The sequence below is a fragment of the Pseudomonas sp. DrBHI1 genome, from assembly GCF_002205115.1.
GTDB classification, from domain to species: Bacteria; Pseudomonadota; Gammaproteobacteria; order Pseudomonadales; family Pseudomonadaceae; genus Aquipseudomonas; species Aquipseudomonas mosselii.
Map to the genome: position 1 here is coordinate 62,991 of NZ_NIBE01000049.1, position 15,873 is coordinate 78,863.

Genomic DNA, 15,873 nt, shown 5'->3' on the forward strand with positions numbered 1-15,873 from the left:
AACATTCATAACCAATATATGATCACCCGATAATTCCAACAAAGAGCGGCGCCCATGAACCTCAGCAAGGTCGACCTCAACCTGTTCATCGTCTTCGACGCCATCTACACCGAAGCCAACCTGACCCGCGCCGGGCAGATCGTCGGCATCACCCAGCCGGCGGTGTCCAACGCCCTATCGCGCCTGCGCGAGACCTTCAACGATCCGCTGTTCGTGCGCACCGCCCAGGGCATGGTGCCCACGCCCATGGCGCAGAACATCATCGGCCCGGTGCGCAACGCGTTGTCGCTGCTGCGCACCTCGGTGCAGGAAAGCCGCATCTTCACCCCGCTGCAGGCCAGCAAGACTTTTCGCATCAGCATGACCGACCTCACCGAGGCGGTGATCCTGCCGCCGTTGTTCCAGCGCCTGCGCCGCCTGGCCCCGGCACTGGTGATCGAGAGCTTCCTGTGCAAGCGCCGCGAGACCACGAAGGAACTGGCCGCCGGGCGCCTGGACTTCGCCGTCGACGCGCCGCTGAATACCGACCCACAAGTGCGCCACGTCAAGCTGATGCAGGACCGCTACGTCTGCGCCATGCGCCCCGGCCATCCGCAGGCCGACGGCAAGCTGACCCTGGACAGCTACCTGGCCATGACCCACATCCATATTTCCAGCCGCCGCAACGGCTTGGGCTATGTCGACCTGGCCCTGGGCAAGATGGGCGTGCAGCGCCGTGTCGCGCTGCGCTCGCAGCACTACCTGATGGCTTCGCAGGTGCTGCAGCAGACCGACATGGTCATGACCGTGCCCGAGCGCTTCGCCCGCCGTCATCAGCTGCGTCACCAGCCGCTGCCGGTGGAGGTGCCGGCGCTGGAGACCCACCTGTACTGGCACGAAAGCACCGACCAGGACCCGGCCAACCGCTGGATGCGCGAGCAGATCATCGAGCTGTGCGAGCGGGTGGTGGCCCAGGATGAGCAGGAGCAGGCGGATTCGTCCATGGCATCGGCCTGAGTCGCCTACACTGTGGGGGATTGCCTCTGAACCCGGGAGCCACTCATGGACGACCACCAACACGGCAAGCCACCGACCTTCTGGCAGATGCTGCAAAGCATCCTCGCCGCCGCCTTCGGCGTGCAGAGCGGCAAGAACCGCGCGCGCGACTTCACCTACGGCAAGGCCAGCCATTTCATCGTGATGGGAACGCTGTTCACGCTGATCTTCATCTTCGTGCTGATTGGCCTGGTGCAGCTGGCGCTGCACCTGACGGCGCGCTAGCCGCGCCAGGGCCAGCCCCTGCACAAGGCCGCTCCTACAGGGGGTATGCATTAGCTGGCCCAAACGCAACCCGCCCGCGGATATCCCTTCCGCGGGCGGTTCAGGTGTTACTCACGGTCTCGAGCAGTTTTGCGCTACTGGCTACTGATGGCTGACCCAATACACCGCAGTGACCACCACCAGCACGATCAGACACAGGATCGCCCAGGCATCGACACTGCTGTCAGCTTTGCGGACCTTGGTAGAGTTTCCCATTGCATTGCCTCTTGTAGTGGTTATGGGAATGCACTTCACAAGCAGCAGTTAAGTCCAGCAATGCCCTTCCCTCAAGCAGGGGTTTTCAGTAGTCGACGGGTGACGTGAGAAAGGGGTAGCGAAAGTCCGTCGGCCTGCCCTCGGCACTGAAGCGGTGGAAGTCGATGCCGTGGTTGTCCTGTTCCAGCAGCTTGAGCCAGCGCCGGGCCTTGTCCGCGTCGATCAGTTGCAAGGCCGGCACGCTATGTTCCCGCTGGCCGTCGCGCCCCACTGCCAACCCCTGGGCATCATCATGCAACATGACCATGGCCCAGCCGCCGAGGGTAAAATGCCCGCCCATCAGCACGCTCAGACGCCCGTCGATCCGCGCCCGCAGGGCCTCGGGCGAGCTGTTGACCGCGCTGAACAGGGCATCGCGCCCCGGCACCTTGCCCAGGGCCTCGAACGCTTGCATGGCGCCGAACGCCATCTGGTCGTTGGCCGACCACACCAGGCGCGTGTCGGGGTAGCGCTCCAGCAGCATCTGCGCCTGCTCGAAGGCGCGTTCGCGGCGCCAGCCGCCATACACCACCTGGCGCAGGCGCACCTGGGGGAACTCCGCCAGCGCCCGGCGCATGCCCTGCACCCGCAATTGCGAGGCGGGCGTGGTCTTGATCCCGGCGAAGGCCAGCAGGTCAACCGGCCCTGCGTCAGTCGGCACCTGCGCCACCATCGCCTTGAGCATCTGGTAACCGGCCTCCTCGTCGTTGCTGACCAGGGTGCCGAGCACTTCAGGATACTTGTCGGGCTGTGCCTGGACGCTGTGCGCCTGGCTGTCGGTGAGGCCGTTGTTGACCAGAAAGAGCTTGACCCCGGTGCCCCGTGACAGGCGGATGATCTCTGGCGCGACATACTGCTCGTTGACCAGCACCAGGTAGTCCGGGCGCTGCGGTCCTTGCAGCACTTCGCGGGCCTGGGTCAGCGCGAGGTCGGCACGGCGCTCGCTGTACTGCACGCGCAAGGCCATGCCCAGGTCCTGGGCGGCGGCCTGCATGAAGCGCGAATAATCGACCCAGAACGTCTCATTGGAATAGCCCGGGTTGAGGAACACCACGGACGCTGCCTGTGCGCTCGCTGCCAGTGGCAGGCTCAGGCACAGGCTCTGGCACAAGGCCTTGAGCATGCTGATACTTCCCTGCGGAGCAAACCCCGGATTATAGCGCCGCGATGTACCGGCGCGGACAAATGCCAGTCAGTCTCACTTAGTCCAAATGGTTCTTTTCATATGCAAAAACATCACTTTAGCGCATAAACCCACTCTGCTATCGTGCCTCGGCTCCGACCTGGAGTGCGCGGCCGTGCGCGCGATTAGCTGCATGCTAGCCTGAGACAGGACTTATATGTACGTATACGACGAGTACGATCAGCGGATCATCGAGGACCGCGTCAAGCAGTTCCGTGATCAGACCCGCCGCTACCTGGCCGGTGAGCTGAGCGAAGAAGAATTCCGCCCTCTGCGCCTGCAGAACGGCCTGTATATCCAACGTTTCGCGCCGATGCTGCGTGTCGCCGTGCCCTATGGCCAGTTGAACGCCCGCCAGGCCCGCATGCTGGCGAAGATCGCCCGCGACTACGACAAGGGTTACGCGCACATCAGCACCCGCCAGAACGTGCAGTACAACTGGCCGGCGCTGGAAGACATCCCGGAAATCCTGGCTGAACTGGCCACCGTGCAGATGCACGCGATCCAGACCAGCGGCAACTGCCTGCGCAACGTCACCACCGACCAGTTCGCCGGTGTCGCCGCCGACGAGCTGGTGGATCCGCGCCCGTGGTGCGAGATCGTCCGCCAGTGGACCACCTTCCACCCGGAATTCGCCTACCTGCCGCGCAAGTTCAAGATCGCCGTGAACGGCTCCAGCGACGACCGCGCCGCCATCGAAGTGCACGACATCGGCCTGGAGCCGGTGCGCAACGCCGCCGGTGAGCTGGGCTTCCGCGTGCTGGTCGGCGGCGGCCTGGGCCGCACCCCGGTGATCGGCTCGTTCATCAACGAGTTCCTGCCCTGGCAGGACCTGCTCAGCTACCTGGATGCCATCCTGCGCGTGTACAACCGTTACGGCCGCCGTGACAACAAGTACAAGGCGCGGATCAAGATCCTGGTCAAGGCCCTCACCCCGGAAGTGTTCGCCGAGAAGGTCGAGGCCGAGATGGCCCACCTGCGCGGTGGCAGCACCACCCTGACCGAGGACGAGGTGCAGCGCGTTGCCCGTCACTTCGTCGACCCCGAGTACCTGGCCCTCGACAATGTCGACTACAGCGCCCTGGACGCCGAGCACCCAGGCTTCACCCGCTGGCGCTCGCGCAACACCCGCGCGCACAAGAAGCCGGGCTACGTCGCCGTGACCCTGTCGCTCAAGCCCACCGGCGTCGCCCCGGGCGACCTGACCGACAAGCAGCTCGACGCCGTCGCGGACTTCGCCGAGCGCTACAGCTTCGGTTTCCTGCGCACCTCCCATGAGCAGAACATCATCCTCGCCGACGTCGAGCAGCGCCAGCTGCACGCGCTGTGGCTGGAACTGCGCGAGCAAGGCTTCGCCACCCCGAACATTGGCCTGCTGACCGACATCATCTGCTGCCCGGGCGGTGATTTCTGCTCGCTGGCCAACGCCAAGTCGATCCCGATCGCCGAGTCCATCCAGCGCCGCTTCGACGACCTGGACTACCTGTTCGACATCGGCGAGCTCGACCTGAACATCTCCGGCTGCATGAACGCCTGCGGCCACCACCACGTCGGCCACATCGGCATCCTTGGCGTGGACAAGAAGGGCGAGGAGTTCTACCAGGTCTCGCTGGGTGGCAATGCCGCACGCGACGCGAGCCTGGGCAAGATCCTCGGCCCCTCCTTCGCCCAGGACGACATGGCCGACGTGATCGAGAAGCTGATCAATGTGTACGTCGAGCAGCGCACCGAAGACGAGCGCTTCATCGACACCTACCAGCGGATCGGCATCGACCCCTTCAAGGAACGCGTCTATGCAGCGAATCATTAAGAACAACCAGATCGTCGACGAAACCTGGCACCTGCTGCCCAAGGACGTCTCGATCGACGAGCTGACCAACTGCGACGACTACATCGTGCCGCTGCAGCTGTGGCGTGACCATCCGAGCCTGCTCAAGGCCCGCGACGGCGGCCTGGGCATCTGGCTGGACAGCGACGAGGAAGCCGAGGAAATCGGCGAAGACGTCGAGCACTTCCAGGTCATCGCCCTGAACTTCCCGGCCTTCACCGACGGGCGCAACTACTCCAACGCGCGCCTGCTGCGTGACCGCTACAAGTTCAAGGGCGAGCTGCGCGCCATCGGCGACGTGCTGCGCGACCAGCTGTTCTACATGGCCCGCTGCGGCTTCGACGCGTTCGCCATCCGTGCCGACAAGGACCCGGAAGACGCGCTGCAGAGCCTGAAGGACTTCTCGGTGACCTACCAGGGCGCCACCGACGAGCCGCTACCGCTGTTCCGCCGCCGCTGATCGCTCCTGGCCCTACGCAACAGCCCGCCAATCGGCGGGCTGTTGCGTTTGGGGCCGACCGTGCTTTAGCGCAACGGCACGTAGATATCGGTCTGCCACTGCTCCAGCGGCGTCTGCGGGTAGATGCTTAGGTAATGGAAGAACAACGGATGATCGCGCAATTCCTCGCCACTGGCCGGCAGCCAGTCGCGGTAGAGCGGATAGATCGTCTCGCCGATATGGTCCGGCGAGCCGACATGCCGCACCACCGCGCAGCGTCCGGCGGGCAGGCTCGACTCCCGCACGCCCTGGGCGTTCGGCGCCACCGCCTCGTGGATTTCCCCGCAGATGGCGAAGCGGAAGTCTTCCGGCGCCGTGGTGTCCGGATTGTTGTAGGGAATGCCGAAGCTGCGGCTGCTGGCCACGGGCGACTGCCCGCTGCTCATGCGCCAGTCGATGAAGTGGCGCACGGTCTCGCTGACCCGATTGGCCGGCCCACGGTGCTCGAGCGCCGCAAGGCGCACGGCGGCGAAATCGACGATTCGTACCTGCATGGTGATGCTCCTGGAAAAATGAGGAATGGCAAACACCGTATTCCATACCTGCCAGTCAGGCCGGCGGCGGAACGCGCTGGGCGCATGCCCGAAGGCCCGGCGGAACGCCCGGCTGAACGCTTCCGGGCTTTCGAAGCCCGCCTCCAGCGCCACCGCCAGCACCGAGTGGCCTGGCTGGCCGAGCAGCCGCTGGGCCGCGCGACGCAGTCGCATCAGTTGCACGTAGCGGGCAACCGGCACGCCCACATAGGCGCTGAACTGGCGATGGAAGTGGAACACCGAAAAGTGCGCCACCGCGCTCAGGGCCTCCACCGACAGGTCGCCTTCCAGGTTGTCCTGGATATAGGCGAGCACGGCGTCGAAGCGGGTCTTGTAATGAACGTTGACGGGCAAGGTCAGTGTGCTCCTGGAAATACGGCAGGCCACAGCTTCGTCGATCCGCGCTCGGGCCTGCCTAGCCGCATTTGCTCAATCACAACCACCTGCAGGTTTGCCATGATGCCGGATGCATCCCCCTGCTTGATACCCCTATTGCCTAGCCACCAATCACAACCCACCCTCCCATTCATGACTCCAAGTCAAAGGACCTTGACTCACCGGCGTCTTAATCAATCCCGCCGAACGGCGCAAACTGCGCTCACTCGTTCGAACCCGCACCCCACTGTCCGGGCTTCGATCCCCTCACTCGACAGGAGCAGATCCATGAGCATTCCTTCCTTCGGCCTGGGCACCTTCCGCCTCACCGGCCAGGCCGTCATCGATTCGGTCAAGTCGGCGCTGGAGCTGGGCTACCGCGCCATCGACACCGCGCAGATCTACAAGAACGAGGCCGAAGTCGGCCAAGCCATTGCCGAAAGCGGTGTGCCGCGCGACCAGCTGTTCATCACCACCAAGATCTGGGTCGACCACTACGCCGCCGACAAGCTCATCCCCAGCCTGCGCGAGAGCCTGGCCAAGCTGCGCACCGACCATGTCGACCTGCTGCTGATCCACTGGCCGGCACCAGGCAACGGCGTCGAGCTGCCCGAATACATGCAGGCCCTGGCCGAGGCCAAGCACCAGGGTCTTACCCGCCAGATCGGCATCTCCAACTTCAACATCGAGCTGACCCGCCAGGCCATCGCCGTGGTCGGCCAGGGCGAGATCGCCACCAACCAGATCGAGCTCAGCCCGTACCTGCAGAACCGCAAGCTGACTGCCTTCCTCCAGGAGCAGGGCATCACCACCACCTCCTACATGACCCTGGCCTACGGCAAGGTGCTGAAGGATCCGCTGCTGGCGCAGATCGCCGCCAAGCACAAGGCCACCGTGGCCCAGGTGGCCCTGGCCTGGGCCTTGCAACTGGGCTACGCGGTGATCCCGTCGTCCACCAAGCGTGAGAACCTGGCCAGCAACCTGCTTGCCCAAAGCCTGCGCCTGGACGCCGACGACATGGCGCGCATCGCCACCCTGGAACGCAACGGCCGCGAAGTCAGCCCGGACGGCCTGGCGCCGAACTGGGACTGATCTGCACCGGGCATGGAAGCCCACCCCCGTTCTCAACCGCTTTTTCGGAGCTCCCAATGAGCACGCTTTCCCCCAAACGGGTGCTGTTCGCCCTGGCCATCGGCGCCTTCGGCATCGGCACCACCGAGTTCACGCCCATGGGCCTGTTGCCGGTGATCGCCGATGGTGTCGGCGCCAGCATTCCCAGCGCGGGCATGCTGATCACCGCCTACGCCATCGGCGTGATGGTCGGCGCGCCGATCATGACGTTGCTGTTCAGCCGCTTCGGCAAGCGCGCCGCACTGATGATGCTGATGGGCATCTTCACCTTCGGCAACCTGCTCTCGGCCCTGTCGCCGGACTACTACACCCTGCTCCTTTCACGCCTGATCACCAGCCTCAACCATGGCGCCTTCTTCGGCCTGGGCGCGGTGGTGGCCGCCAGCGTTGTGCCCCGGGACAAGCAGGCCAGTGCCGTGGCCACCATGTTCATGGGCCTGACCATCGCCAATATCGGCGGCGTACCGGCCGCCACCTGGCTCGGCCAGCAGGTCGGCTGGCGCATGGCCTTCGCTGGCACCGCGGTGCTCGGCGTGCTGGCCATCGCGGCGCTGTGGTACGCCCTGCCCAAGGGCGAGCGCGGCAGCGTGCCCCATGTGCGCAAGGAACTGGCGGTGATTGCCCGCCCCAACGTGCTGCTGGCCATGGCCACCACGGTCCTGGGTGCCGGCGCCATGTTCACCCTGTACACCTATGTCGCCCCGGTGCTGGCCGAACTGACCGGTGCCTCCGACAGTTTCGTCACCCTCGGCCTGGTGCTGATCGGCGTCGGCTTCACCCTCGGCAACAGCCTGGGCGGCAAGCTGGCCGACTGGTCGCTGGACGGCGCCGCGCGGATCTTCCTCGGCGCGCTGGCGGCGATCATGCTGCTGATGCCGCTGGTGCTGGGCAGCCATGTCGGCGCCGCCCTGGCGCTGCTGGTGTGGGGCGTGTTCACCTTCGCCGTGGTGCCACCGCTGCAGATGCGGGTGATGACCGCCGCGGCCGAGGCGCCGGGGCTGGCGTCGTCGATCAACGTGGGCGCGTTCAACCTGGGCAATGCCGTCGGCGCCGCCCTGGGTGGCGCGGTGATCAGCCTGGACCTGGGCTATGCGGCGGTGCCAATGGCCGGTGGCCTGCTGGCCGCGACCGGCTTGCTGCTGGTGTGGCTGGGCGGGCGCGGCAAGGCCAGCGACCAGGCATTGGGCAGCACTGCCTGATCGCTGTCGCCGCAGCGGGTCGGCTCCGCTATCACTCATACCCTGGGTGATGCGTGCAGGCCCGGCTCGCGACGGCGGCAGTGATTGCTTAAGCCCGACGCTTTACCTAGGCTAGTGGCCTTTTCCTCGCAACGAGACAGGGCCATGTCAGAACACGAAACCATCGGCGAAGGCCGTTTCAGCAGCATCGAGATCCGTGTGCTCGGTTCGCTGATCGAGAAACAGGCCACCAGCCCGGAAACCTACCCCCTGACCCTCAATGCCCTGGTCCTGGCCTGCAACCAGAAGACCAGCCGTGAACCCGTCATGAACCTGACGCCCGGCCAGGTCGGCCAGGCGCTGCGCAACCTGGAGAGCCAGGAGATGGCGCGCCTGCAGATGGGCAGCCGCGCCGATCGCTGGGAGCAGCGGGTAGACAAGGCCCTGGAGTTGGTGCCGGCGCAGCTGGTGCTGATGGGGCTGATGTTCCTGCGCGGCCCGCAGACCCTCAGCGAGCTGCTGACTCGCAGCAACCGCCTGTACGCCTTCGAGGACGTCGATCAGGTCCAGCACCAGCTCGAGCGCCTGGTCTCGCGCGAACTGGCCCTGCACCTGCCGCGCCAGGCCGGCCAGCGCGAAGACCGCTACACCCACGCCCTGGGCGACCCGGCCGAGATCGAGGCGATTCTCGCCGCCCGCCAGCAGGACGGCGGCCACCGCTCCACCAGCGCGGCGGACGAGCGCATCGAGGCGCTGGAAGCCCGAGTGGCGGCGCTGGAAGCACGCCTGGCCCAACTCGAAGGTTGACTCAGGGCTTTTCGGCATCGGGAAAGTGACGGCAGCTCTTGCGTTCGGCCAGCTCCCGCTCACTGGGGCGCTGGTCGACGAACACGGTGCGGCCGTCGGCGTAGATTTCCAGGTAGCCCCAGTGCAGGTCCTGCTCGGTCTGCCCGGGCTTGGGCGGGACGAGCCACCAGGGTTCGCGGCTGATCAGGGTCATGAGTGGGCTCCAGTGGGGCTGGGGGTCGCTTGTGCGGTAACTATAGACAGCCAGGCCTGACACTCCCGCCCGGATTGTTCCTCCGAGGACAATTATGAAGTGCCCGGTATACCGATTCTCCCTGCCCTGCGATGGGTCTAATCTCGGTCCTGCAAACCCACTCCCTGCAAGGAACGACCACGATGTCCCGCCCACCACTGCCCCCCTTTACCCGTGAAACCGCCATCGAGAAGGTGCGCCTGGCCGAAGACGGCTGGAACAGCCGCGACGCCGCCAAGGTGGCCCTGGCCTATACCCTCGACACCCACTGGCGCAACCGCGCCGAGTTCTGCACCAGCCGCGAAGAGGCCCAGGCCTTCCTCACCCGCAAGTGGAACCGCGAGCTGGAATACCGCCTGATCAAGGAACTCTGGGCCTTCACCGACAACCGCATCGCCGTGCGCTACGCCTACGAGTACCGCGACGACAGCGGCCAGTGGTACCGCGCCTACGGCAACGAGAACTGGGAGTTCGCCGAGGACGGGTTGATGCGCAACCGCCACGCCAGCATCAACGAACAGCCCATCAGCGAGGCCGAGCGCAAGTTCCGCTGGCCGCTGGGGCGCCGCCCGGACGATCATCCGGGGCTGAGCGAGTTCGGTTTCTGAACAGTGACGCCGGATTTGCGGGGCCGCTCAACGGCCCCGAACAACCGGCGGGCACATAGCGGGATTACCGAGCAGACGAGACAGGTCGTACGCAGCCTCCAGAACTTTTTCCGTTTTCCCGGTCTATTGGGTGAGTGCGCTCCACGGTTGTTCCAGCAACCACCGAACGCACCTTCAATTGCCAATCAGAGGTTGTCTTCACTCATGAACTTCCCTGCCCCATGCCTGCTGCTCGTTGGCCTGTTCGCACTTGTGGCCGCAGGCTCGGCATCCGCCGCCCCCATGAAGACTTCGACACCTCCCGCCCACAGCCTCGACCTGGCGGACCGCCAGGCCAGCGAACGCCCTTGGCCAAGCCTGGCCAGCACGCCGTCCGCACCGCTGCTGGCCCACGACGAACGCTACCGGCACGACGAACGCTGGCATGACCACCGCGACGACTGGCGTCGGGAACAGTGGCGGCGAGAACAATGGCGCCGGGAACAGCACCGTCGGGAAATGCAACGGCAACGCTACTGGGAGCGCCATCACGAGCGTGCCGTGCGTCATCGCTATGACGACGACCACCGCTACTATCGTCGCTGAACAGTTCACAGGCTGCCTGCCTCGGGCAGGCAGTACCTTCGCCTCTCTCTCCTGAACCACACCCCTGCCATCGCGCAGACGGGCTTGCTATTCACATATGGGAATCCGCATATTCGGCCTTCCACATGTATAGACCATCATCATGCTCACGCCCCGAGGTATTCAAATGCCTCGCCGGCGAGACCATCGGTGCCCTGTCGATCCAGGCCAGCGATGCCCAAGGCCTGGTGCGCGAAGCGATGATCTACGCCAATGTCATCGGCTGCGACCTGGGGCCCAAGCCCCCCCATCGGCAGCCTCGCCACCCTGCTCTGGCTGCACGTACTGGAGCGCAAGAGCATATGCGTCACCTGGGGCGACTACTTCAAGGTCGGCATCCTGAACGCCGGAGAAAGCCTGTAGGCGCTCAAAAGCACCTGGCCTCATCGGTTCGCTCAACTACCGTGGGCTGATCATCTTCGGCCCACTGGACGAGTAGCCAGAATCGCCCTAGCATCGGCGCCCCCACGGCCTCACTCACGGACGATCATGCCCTCCGCCACCCGCCTGCTTGCCCTGTTCGCCCTGTCCACCCTGGTCAGCGCCTGCAGTATCAATGGCACCTACATCGACAGCACCCGCCCTGATGCAGCCAAGCTGCGCTACATCTCGGGCAATGGCAGCGCCACCCTCGACCTGTTCGACAGCGCGCGCTGTGAAGGCCGGACCAGCGGCATCCTCAACAACCTGTTCGTGCCCGACTCTCGCCGACGGGCCGACATGAGCGTGCCGCCGCCGGCAAACAGCAACAGTTACTACGAGATCCGCCTCGAACCCGGTCAGCCGATACATGTTCGCGCCAACACCCAGAGCGCCAACACGGTCTGCTCGGCCTCGTTCACCCTGACACCGCAGGCAGGCTCCGAATATGAACTGCGCTTCGACCAGTCGCCTGGCTACTGCCAGGCAACGCTGGTGCGCCTGCAACGGGTCGAGGGCAAGGACCAACGCCAGCCCTATCCGATGATCGACACCATCCCGAGCGCCTGCTGGGGTACCTCGGCGTTATTCCCGAAACAACCCACACCGCTGCCCGACACCGCCCAGCGCACCGCGTTGATCGACAGCATCATCCGCGACAGCGTCACCCCGGAGATGGAGCAACTGACCACGTTGCGCAAAGCCGTCGCCCTCACCCGACAAGCTTCCCCCGAAGTCCAGGTAGCGGCGCGCAAGCGGGAACTGGGCCTCGATCTGCCAGAGGCCTACTGGCAGCAGTACCAGCAGAACCTGCAAACCTTTGCCGAGGCGCTCGCCAACCTCAAGGCACGCACGCTGGAACGCTACGACGCCGACAGCCGCGCCTACCTGCGCAGCGTGCGCGACGAGCAGTTGCAGGTCTGGGCCGGTGGCACCAACGATGCGCGCCTGCCGAGCAAGGCCCAGCGCATGCGCGACATGGCCTACTACTACAACTATGTCCTGCAGGAGACGATCGCGCAGATCAGCCTCGAACACTTGCGCAACATGGCTGAACTGGATCAACGCGAAGGGGTTTGCAAGCGCTTCGCCGGATGCTGGAAACTCTAGGCCGTCACCGAGCGACGGTCTGCCCCATGCTATCGGGGCATGACGGTCACGGTCTGCGACCCGGACCTGGCAGGGGCGCTGAAGCTGCCGACGGTTTGCTTGTCCACAGGTAGTGTGCCGCGCCCCCGAGCCTGTGTATGCTGCACGGGCGCGGCGAGCGGCCCCCGGCGGCTTGCAGGACCTCGCGCGGCCGCCCTGCGTGATCGGACCATGACCGGGCTACCCGTTTCGGACACTTCTGCCCTATGCCCGTCGACCTGCAAGCGCTCTACCCCAGGCTGATCCACCTGATGCTGGACACCGTGTTCGTGGTCGACCGGGACGACACCATCGCATTCGTGAGCAACGCCTGCGAGGCCTTGCTCGGCTACCGCGCCGACGAACTGACCGGCACCCCGATCACCCGCTACATGCACCCGGATGACCTGGAAACCACCCGCGCCTCGATCGCCCGGGTCATGGACGGCACCCCGCACTTCGACTTTCGCAACCGCTATGTACGCAAGGATGGCGAGATCGTGCATATCCTCTGGGCGGCCTTCTGGTCCGACGAGGTGGGCGCGCGGATCGGCGTCGCCCGCAACATCACCGCCCTCACCCAGGCCGAGCAGGAACTGCGCTTTCTCGCCCATCATGACCCGCTGACCAAGCTGACCAACCGCTCGCTGTTCAACGACCGCCTGGCCACCGCCCTGCGCGCCGCCCGCCAGCAGCAGCGCCGGCTGGCCCTGCTGTTCCTCGACGTCAACGACTTCAAGGGTATCAACGATGTACACGGTCACGCGGCCGGCGACCGCGTGCTGTGCACCATCGCCCGACGCCTGCAGGACAGCGTGCAGGAAGCGGACACCGTGGCGCGGATCGGCGGCGACGAGTTCATCGTGCTGCTGACCGATGTACCGTCGGAGGACGCCGTGTACGAGGTGGTCGAGCAGATCGCCATGGTCATGGAGGAGCCGCTCGGCGCCGAGTTCGGCGACGTCAGGATGCCGTCCTGCAGCATCGGCGTGGCCTGCTACCCCACCGATGGCGAGGATGCCGACACCCTGCTCAGCCATGCCGATGGCGAGATGTACCGCAAGAAGCGGCGGCGGGCGCGGGTGGGGTGATGGCCAGGTGTTATCTGGTCTTGCCCGCGATGTGGCCCGCACACTTGCTCAGCCCTTCCAGGCTTCCACCACCACCCGCGTCGCCGCCGCGATCGTCTCGCTGTTCCACGGCGCATCCTGTTTCGTGCCACGGCTGAACACCACCAGGATCCACGGCGCCCGGCCCTTGGGCCAGATGACCGCGACATCGTTGGCCACGCCATAGTCGCCCGAACCGGTCTTGTCGCCCACCACCCAGTCCTTCGGCAGCCCGGCGCGAATACGGGCATCACCCGTGGTGTTGCCCTTGAGCCAGGCCTGCAGCTGTTGTTGCGCGCCGGCGGGCAGGCCATCGGTGAGCAGCAGGCGCTGCAAGGTCACGCCCATGGCCAGGGGCGTCGTGGTGTCACGCGGATCGCCCGGCAAAGCGGTGTTCAGCGTCGGCTCGTTGCGATCGAGGCGGAAGGTCGGATCGCCCAGGCCACGGACGAACGCCGTCAGCCCGGGCGGGCCACCGACCAGCTCGAGCAGCAGGTTGCCAGCAGTGTTGTCGCTGTACTGCACGGCGGCGGCGCACAGTTCGGCGACGGTCATGCCGGGCCCGACATGCTTTTCGGTGACCGGTGAATAGACCACCAACTGCTCGGCGCCATAGGCGATGCGCCGCGCCAGCAAGCCCGGCTCGGCCTCGTTGCGGTGCAGGACGGCACCGGCGAGGACGGCCTTGAAGGTGCTGCAGAAGGCGAAGCGCTCTTCGCCGCGCCAGGCCAGCTGCCGACCGCTGCCGGTGTCCAGGGCCCACAGGCCGATGGTACTGCCGCTGGCCGCCTCGAGCTGTTGCATCGCCTGACGCAGCGGATCGTGCGCCCAGGCGGGCAAGGTCAACAGGGCCGAGCAGCCGAGCGCGCCCTGGAGCACGCGGCGGCGGCTGAGGGTTGGAATCATGCAGACATCCCTTGTGAAAATAAGCAAAACGCGAAGGCTAGAACGTTTTAGCACCCGAGCCAAGCACCTCCTTACCGCTCCGGCAGGCGAGCATAGGCCGTGGGCAAGCGGATTCTTTTCGCGCCACTGCCCTGGCCACCCTTGCGTTGACCGGCAAAAGGCAGGACAGTAACCGGGTGTTCCCGCAATGAAACGGAGATTCGCCTTGACTACCGATCGCCTGAGCCTGCTCCAGTTCGAGCAACTCAGCCTGAAGCCCGCCGCCGCCAGCCAGTTCGCCCTCTCGCTCAAGGAGCTCGAACAGCTGACACTCCCCGAGCGCTACGCCTATCGTGCAGCCCACTACCTGGGCGACATGGCCGAGGCAGAGAACAGCCAGCTGCTGGCTGTCGCCAAGGACCAGGGCATCGGTTTCACCCAGGGCCTGCTCACTGCAGCGGCCATCGAAGATGCCCTGGCGAAAAGGCTGATCGAGGTCTTCAATAACGCGAGCGAGCGCGCCTCCAAGCTGCTGCCACAGTAACGGTAGTTGCCTTCCCGAGCCCGGCGCCTGTCCGGGCTCATGCCTGATCCTGCCGTACCAGCTTCTGCGTCTCGCCTGGCCATCGTCCAAGGAGTCCACATGCCACTGGTACGCATCGATATCAAGCGCCACCCCGACCCTAACCATCTGCGCACACTCGGCCAGATCGTCTACGCCTGCATGCGGCGCACGATCAATGTGCCCGAGCACGACAATTTCCAGATCCTGACCGAACACGACGGCGACCGCCTGGTGAGCGACCCACAGTACCTGGGCATCCAACGCTCCGACGGCCAGGTGTTCATCCAGATCACCCTCAACGAAGGCCGCACCCTGGAGCAGAAGAAGGCGCTGTACCAGGCCATCGCCGAAGGCTTCGAACGCGAGGCCGGGGTGCGACCGCAGGACGTGTTCATCAACCTGGTGGAGGTGCACAAGGAGAACTGGTCGTTCGGCAACGGTATCGCCCAGTACGCCAGTTGAGGTAAGGCCGCACCCGGACAACGGCATGACAATGCTCCGGCTTCGCTAATCGCCAACGTAGAATTCAATCTTCCCTTTGATCGGTGAACCCTTTCATGGCAAGCGCGCCATTTTTCCACTTGCAAGCCCTGGCGGCCCAACTGCTGTCCTATCTGCCCGCCGACGGTAACGACGGCTCCCACGACCTCGCCCATCTGCAACGGGTCTGGCGCAATGTCCGGCGTATCCAGGCCAAGGAAGGCGGCGACCTCGACGTACAGCTCGCCGCCACCGTGCTGCACGATTGCGTGGCGGTGGAAAAGAACTCGCCCCTGCGTGCGCAGGCCTCGACGCTTTCGGCCGAACGCGCCGCCGCGATCCTCGCCGACATGGGCTGGCCGCTACCGCGCATCGAACAGGTGGCCCATGCAGTGATGACCCACAGCTACTCGGCAGGTTTGCCGCCACAGAGCCTGGAAGCGAAGATCCTCCAGGACAGCGATCGCCTCGACGCCATCGGTGCCGTCGGCATCGCCCGCTGCTTCTATGTGGCCGGGCGCACGGGGTCGGCGCTCTACGACGTCGAGAACCCCACCGCCGCAGGCCGGGACTATCGCGACAACCGCTTCGCCATCGAGCACTTCCCGACCAAGCTGCTCAAGCTCGCCTCAGGCTTTCAGACCGGCGAAGGTGCGCGACTGGCCGCGCTCAGGCATCAGCGGCTGGCGTCGTTCCTCGCCGAATTCATGGAGGAAATCGGGGTAGACTGACAG

18 protein-coding genes and 1 pseudogene are annotated in these 15,873 nt (G+C 65.3%); 15 read left to right on the forward strand and 4 right to left on the reverse strand.

Annotated elements, in window-relative coordinates:
* The first annotated feature begins 54 nt into the window (after positions 1-54).
* A complete protein-coding gene (locus tag CC207_RS08650; protein ID WP_028691447.1) occupies positions 55-996 on the forward strand; it encodes a LysR family transcriptional regulator in 942 nt (313 codons plus the stop codon).
* Between the two features lie 45 nt (positions 997-1,041).
* Positions 1,042-1,260 carry a DUF2970 domain-containing protein gene (locus tag CC207_RS08655; RefSeq protein ID WP_028691446.1) on the forward strand — a complete coding sequence of 73 codons (219 nt, stop codon included), beginning with the start codon at positions 1,042-1,044 and terminating at the stop codon, positions 1,258-1,260.
* Between the two features lie 340 nt (positions 1,261-1,600).
* Here CC207_RS08655 and CC207_RS08660 read toward each other — a convergent pair whose 3' ends face one another.
* Entirely contained in the window at positions 1,601-2,677 is a 1,077-nt protein-coding gene (locus CC207_RS08660) for an ABC transporter substrate-binding protein (protein WP_028691445.1), read from the reverse strand.
* 217 nt (positions 2,678-2,894) lie between these two features.
* On the opposite strand from CC207_RS08660, the gene CC207_RS08665 reads away from it, so the two are divergent.
* Both CC207_RS08665 and CC207_RS08670 read left to right on the forward strand, forming a co-directional pair.
* Entirely contained in the window at positions 2,895-4,547 is a 1,653-nt protein-coding gene (locus CC207_RS08665) for a nitrite/sulfite reductase (protein WP_028691444.1), read from the forward strand.
* Positions 4,531-5,025, forward strand: coding sequence for a DUF934 domain-containing protein (locus CC207_RS08670; protein ID WP_028691443.1), 495 nt, complete (start codon positions 4,531-4,533; stop codon positions 5,023-5,025). Before CC207_RS08665 ends, CC207_RS08670 begins: the two co-directional genes overlap by 17 nt.
* A 65-nt stretch (positions 5,026-5,090) precedes the next feature.
* On the opposite strand, the gene CC207_RS08675 is transcribed toward CC207_RS08670, so the two are convergent.
* The gene (locus CC207_RS08675) at positions 5,091-5,951 is read right to left on the reverse strand and encodes a GyrI-like domain-containing protein (protein ID WP_062574440.1); all 861 of its coding nucleotides are present in this window, start codon (positions 5,949-5,951) and stop codon (positions 5,091-5,093) included.
* 309 nt (positions 5,952-6,260) lie between these two features.
* Here CC207_RS08675 and dkgB point away from each other — a divergent pair, with 309 nt between their 5' ends.
* The 3 genes from dkgB to CC207_RS08690 all read left to right on the forward strand — a co-directional run bounded on the left by dkgB (position 6,261) and on the right by CC207_RS08690 (position 9,088).
* Positions 6,261-7,064: a 2,5-didehydrogluconate reductase DkgB gene (gene dkgB / locus CC207_RS08680; RefSeq protein ID WP_028691441.1), complete on the forward strand. Its 804-nt coding sequence runs from the start codon at positions 6,261-6,263 to the stop codon at positions 7,062-7,064.
* A 56-nt stretch (positions 7,065-7,120) separates the two neighbouring features.
* Positions 7,121-8,302 (forward strand): MFS transporter, encoded by a 1,182-nt coding sequence (locus tag CC207_RS08685; protein WP_088851933.1) that lies wholly within the window; start codon positions 7,121-7,123, stop codon positions 8,300-8,302.
* A gap of 144 nt (positions 8,303-8,446) precedes the next feature.
* Positions 8,447-9,088, forward strand: coding sequence for a YceH family protein (locus CC207_RS08690; protein WP_069017409.1), 642 nt, complete (start codon positions 8,447-8,449; stop codon positions 9,086-9,088).
* A gap of 1 nt (position 9,089) precedes the next feature.
* Here CC207_RS08690 and CC207_RS08695 read toward each other — a convergent pair whose 3' ends face one another.
* Positions 9,090-9,281, reverse strand: a complete 192-nt coding sequence (locus tag CC207_RS08695) for a hypothetical protein (RefSeq protein ID WP_069017408.1) — start codon at positions 9,279-9,281, stop codon at positions 9,090-9,092.
* A gap of 182 nt (positions 9,282-9,463) precedes the next feature.
* Here CC207_RS08695 and CC207_RS08700 point away from each other — a divergent pair, with 182 nt between their 5' ends.
* The 5 genes and pseudogenes from CC207_RS08700 to CC207_RS08720 all read left to right on the forward strand — a co-directional run bounded on the left by CC207_RS08700 (position 9,464) and on the right by CC207_RS08720 (position 13,191).
* Positions 9,464-9,928 carry a DUF1348 family protein gene (locus tag CC207_RS08700; RefSeq protein ID WP_062360986.1) on the forward strand — a complete coding sequence of 155 codons (465 nt, stop codon included), beginning with the start codon at positions 9,464-9,466 and terminating at the stop codon, positions 9,926-9,928.
* A gap of 204 nt (positions 9,929-10,132) precedes the next feature.
* Positions 10,133-10,513, forward strand: a complete 381-nt coding sequence (locus CC207_RS08705; RefSeq protein ID WP_088851934.1) for a hypothetical protein — start codon at positions 10,133-10,135, stop codon at positions 10,511-10,513.
* Between the two features lie 185 nt (positions 10,514-10,698).
* Positions 10,699-10,915, forward strand: a pseudogene (locus tag CC207_RS08710) (ArsB/NhaD family transporter); the annotation flags it as partial.
* A gap of 126 nt (positions 10,916-11,041) precedes the next feature.
* Positions 11,042-12,082 carry a hypothetical protein gene (locus tag CC207_RS08715; RefSeq protein WP_062360984.1) on the forward strand — a complete coding sequence of 347 codons (1,041 nt, stop codon included), beginning with the start codon at positions 11,042-11,044 and terminating at the stop codon, positions 12,080-12,082.
* Positions 12,083-12,327: 245 nt separating this feature from the next.
* Positions 12,328-13,191, forward strand: a complete 864-nt coding sequence (locus CC207_RS08720; protein WP_028691434.1) for a sensor domain-containing diguanylate cyclase — start codon at positions 12,328-12,330, stop codon at positions 13,189-13,191.
* A 48-nt stretch (positions 13,192-13,239) separates the two neighbouring features.
* On the opposite strand, the gene bla is transcribed toward CC207_RS08720, so the two are convergent.
* Positions 13,240-14,115: a class A beta-lactamase gene (gene bla / locus CC207_RS08725; RefSeq protein ID WP_088851935.1), complete on the reverse strand. Its 876-nt coding sequence runs from the start codon at positions 14,113-14,115 to the stop codon at positions 13,240-13,242.
* A gap of 205 nt (positions 14,116-14,320) precedes the next feature.
* Between bla and CC207_RS08730 the strand changes: the two genes are divergently transcribed.
* The 3 genes from CC207_RS08730 (at position 14,321) to CC207_RS08740 (ending at position 15,870) form a co-directional block, all read left to right on the forward strand.
* Entirely contained in the window at positions 14,321-14,638 is a 318-nt protein-coding gene (locus CC207_RS08730; RefSeq protein WP_088851936.1) for a hypothetical protein, read from the forward strand.
* Positions 14,639-14,737: 99 nt separating this feature from the next.
* A complete protein-coding gene (locus CC207_RS08735; RefSeq protein ID WP_088851937.1) occupies positions 14,738-15,121 on the forward strand; it encodes a tautomerase family protein in 384 nt (127 codons plus the stop codon).
* 95 nt (positions 15,122-15,216) lie between these two features.
* The gene (locus CC207_RS08740) at positions 15,217-15,870 is read left to right on the forward strand and encodes an HD domain-containing protein (protein WP_088851938.1); all 654 of its coding nucleotides are present in this window, start codon (positions 15,217-15,219) and stop codon (positions 15,868-15,870) included.
* Positions 15,871-15,873: the final 3 nt, after the last annotated feature.

Excerpts from the sequence above, each read along its gene's own strand:
- CC207_RS08670 (WP_028691443.1), top strand. The coding sequence starts at position 4,531 with ATGCAGCGAATCATTAAGAACAACCAGATCGTCGACGAAACCTGGCAC.
- CC207_RS08740 (WP_088851938.1), top strand. The coding sequence starts at position 15,217 with ATGGCAAGCGCGCCATTTTTCCACTTGCAAGCCCTGGCGGCCCAACTG.
- CC207_RS08660 (WP_028691445.1), bottom strand. The coding sequence starts at position 2,677 with ATGCTCAAGGCCTTGTGCCAGAGCCTGTGCCTGAGCCTGCCACTGGCA.
- CC207_RS08705 (WP_088851934.1), top strand. The coding sequence starts at position 10,133 with ATGAACTTCCCTGCCCCATGCCTGCTGCTCGTTGGCCTGTTCGCACTT.
- CC207_RS08690 (WP_069017409.1), top strand. The coding sequence starts at position 8,447 with ATGTCAGAACACGAAACCATCGGCGAAGGCCGTTTCAGCAGCATCGAG.
- CC207_RS08735 (WP_088851937.1), top strand. The coding sequence starts at position 14,738 with ATGCCACTGGTACGCATCGATATCAAGCGCCACCCCGACCCTAACCAT.
- CC207_RS08715 (WP_062360984.1), top strand. The coding sequence starts at position 11,042 with ATGCCCTCCGCCACCCGCCTGCTTGCCCTGTTCGCCCTGTCCACCCTG.
- bla (WP_088851935.1), bottom strand. The coding sequence starts at position 14,115 with ATGATTCCAACCCTCAGCCGCCGCCGCGTGCTCCAGGGCGCGCTCGGC.
- dkgB (WP_028691441.1), top strand. The coding sequence starts at position 6,261 with ATGAGCATTCCTTCCTTCGGCCTGGGCACCTTCCGCCTCACCGGCCAG.
- CC207_RS08685 (WP_088851933.1), top strand. The coding sequence starts at position 7,121 with ATGAGCACGCTTTCCCCCAAACGGGTGCTGTTCGCCCTGGCCATCGGC.
- CC207_RS08655 (WP_028691446.1), top strand. The coding sequence starts at position 1,042 with ATGGACGACCACCAACACGGCAAGCCACCGACCTTCTGGCAGATGCTG.
- CC207_RS08695 (WP_069017408.1), bottom strand. The coding sequence starts at position 9,281 with ATGACCCTGATCAGCCGCGAACCCTGGTGGCTCGTCCCGCCCAAGCCC.
- CC207_RS08650 (WP_028691447.1), top strand. The coding sequence starts at position 55 with ATGAACCTCAGCAAGGTCGACCTCAACCTGTTCATCGTCTTCGACGCC.
- CC207_RS08665 (WP_028691444.1), top strand. The coding sequence starts at position 2,895 with ATGTACGTATACGACGAGTACGATCAGCGGATCATCGAGGACCGCGTC.
- CC207_RS08720 (WP_028691434.1), top strand. The coding sequence starts at position 12,328 with ATGCCCGTCGACCTGCAAGCGCTCTACCCCAGGCTGATCCACCTGATG.
- CC207_RS08700 (WP_062360986.1), top strand. The coding sequence starts at position 9,464 with ATGTCCCGCCCACCACTGCCCCCCTTTACCCGTGAAACCGCCATCGAG.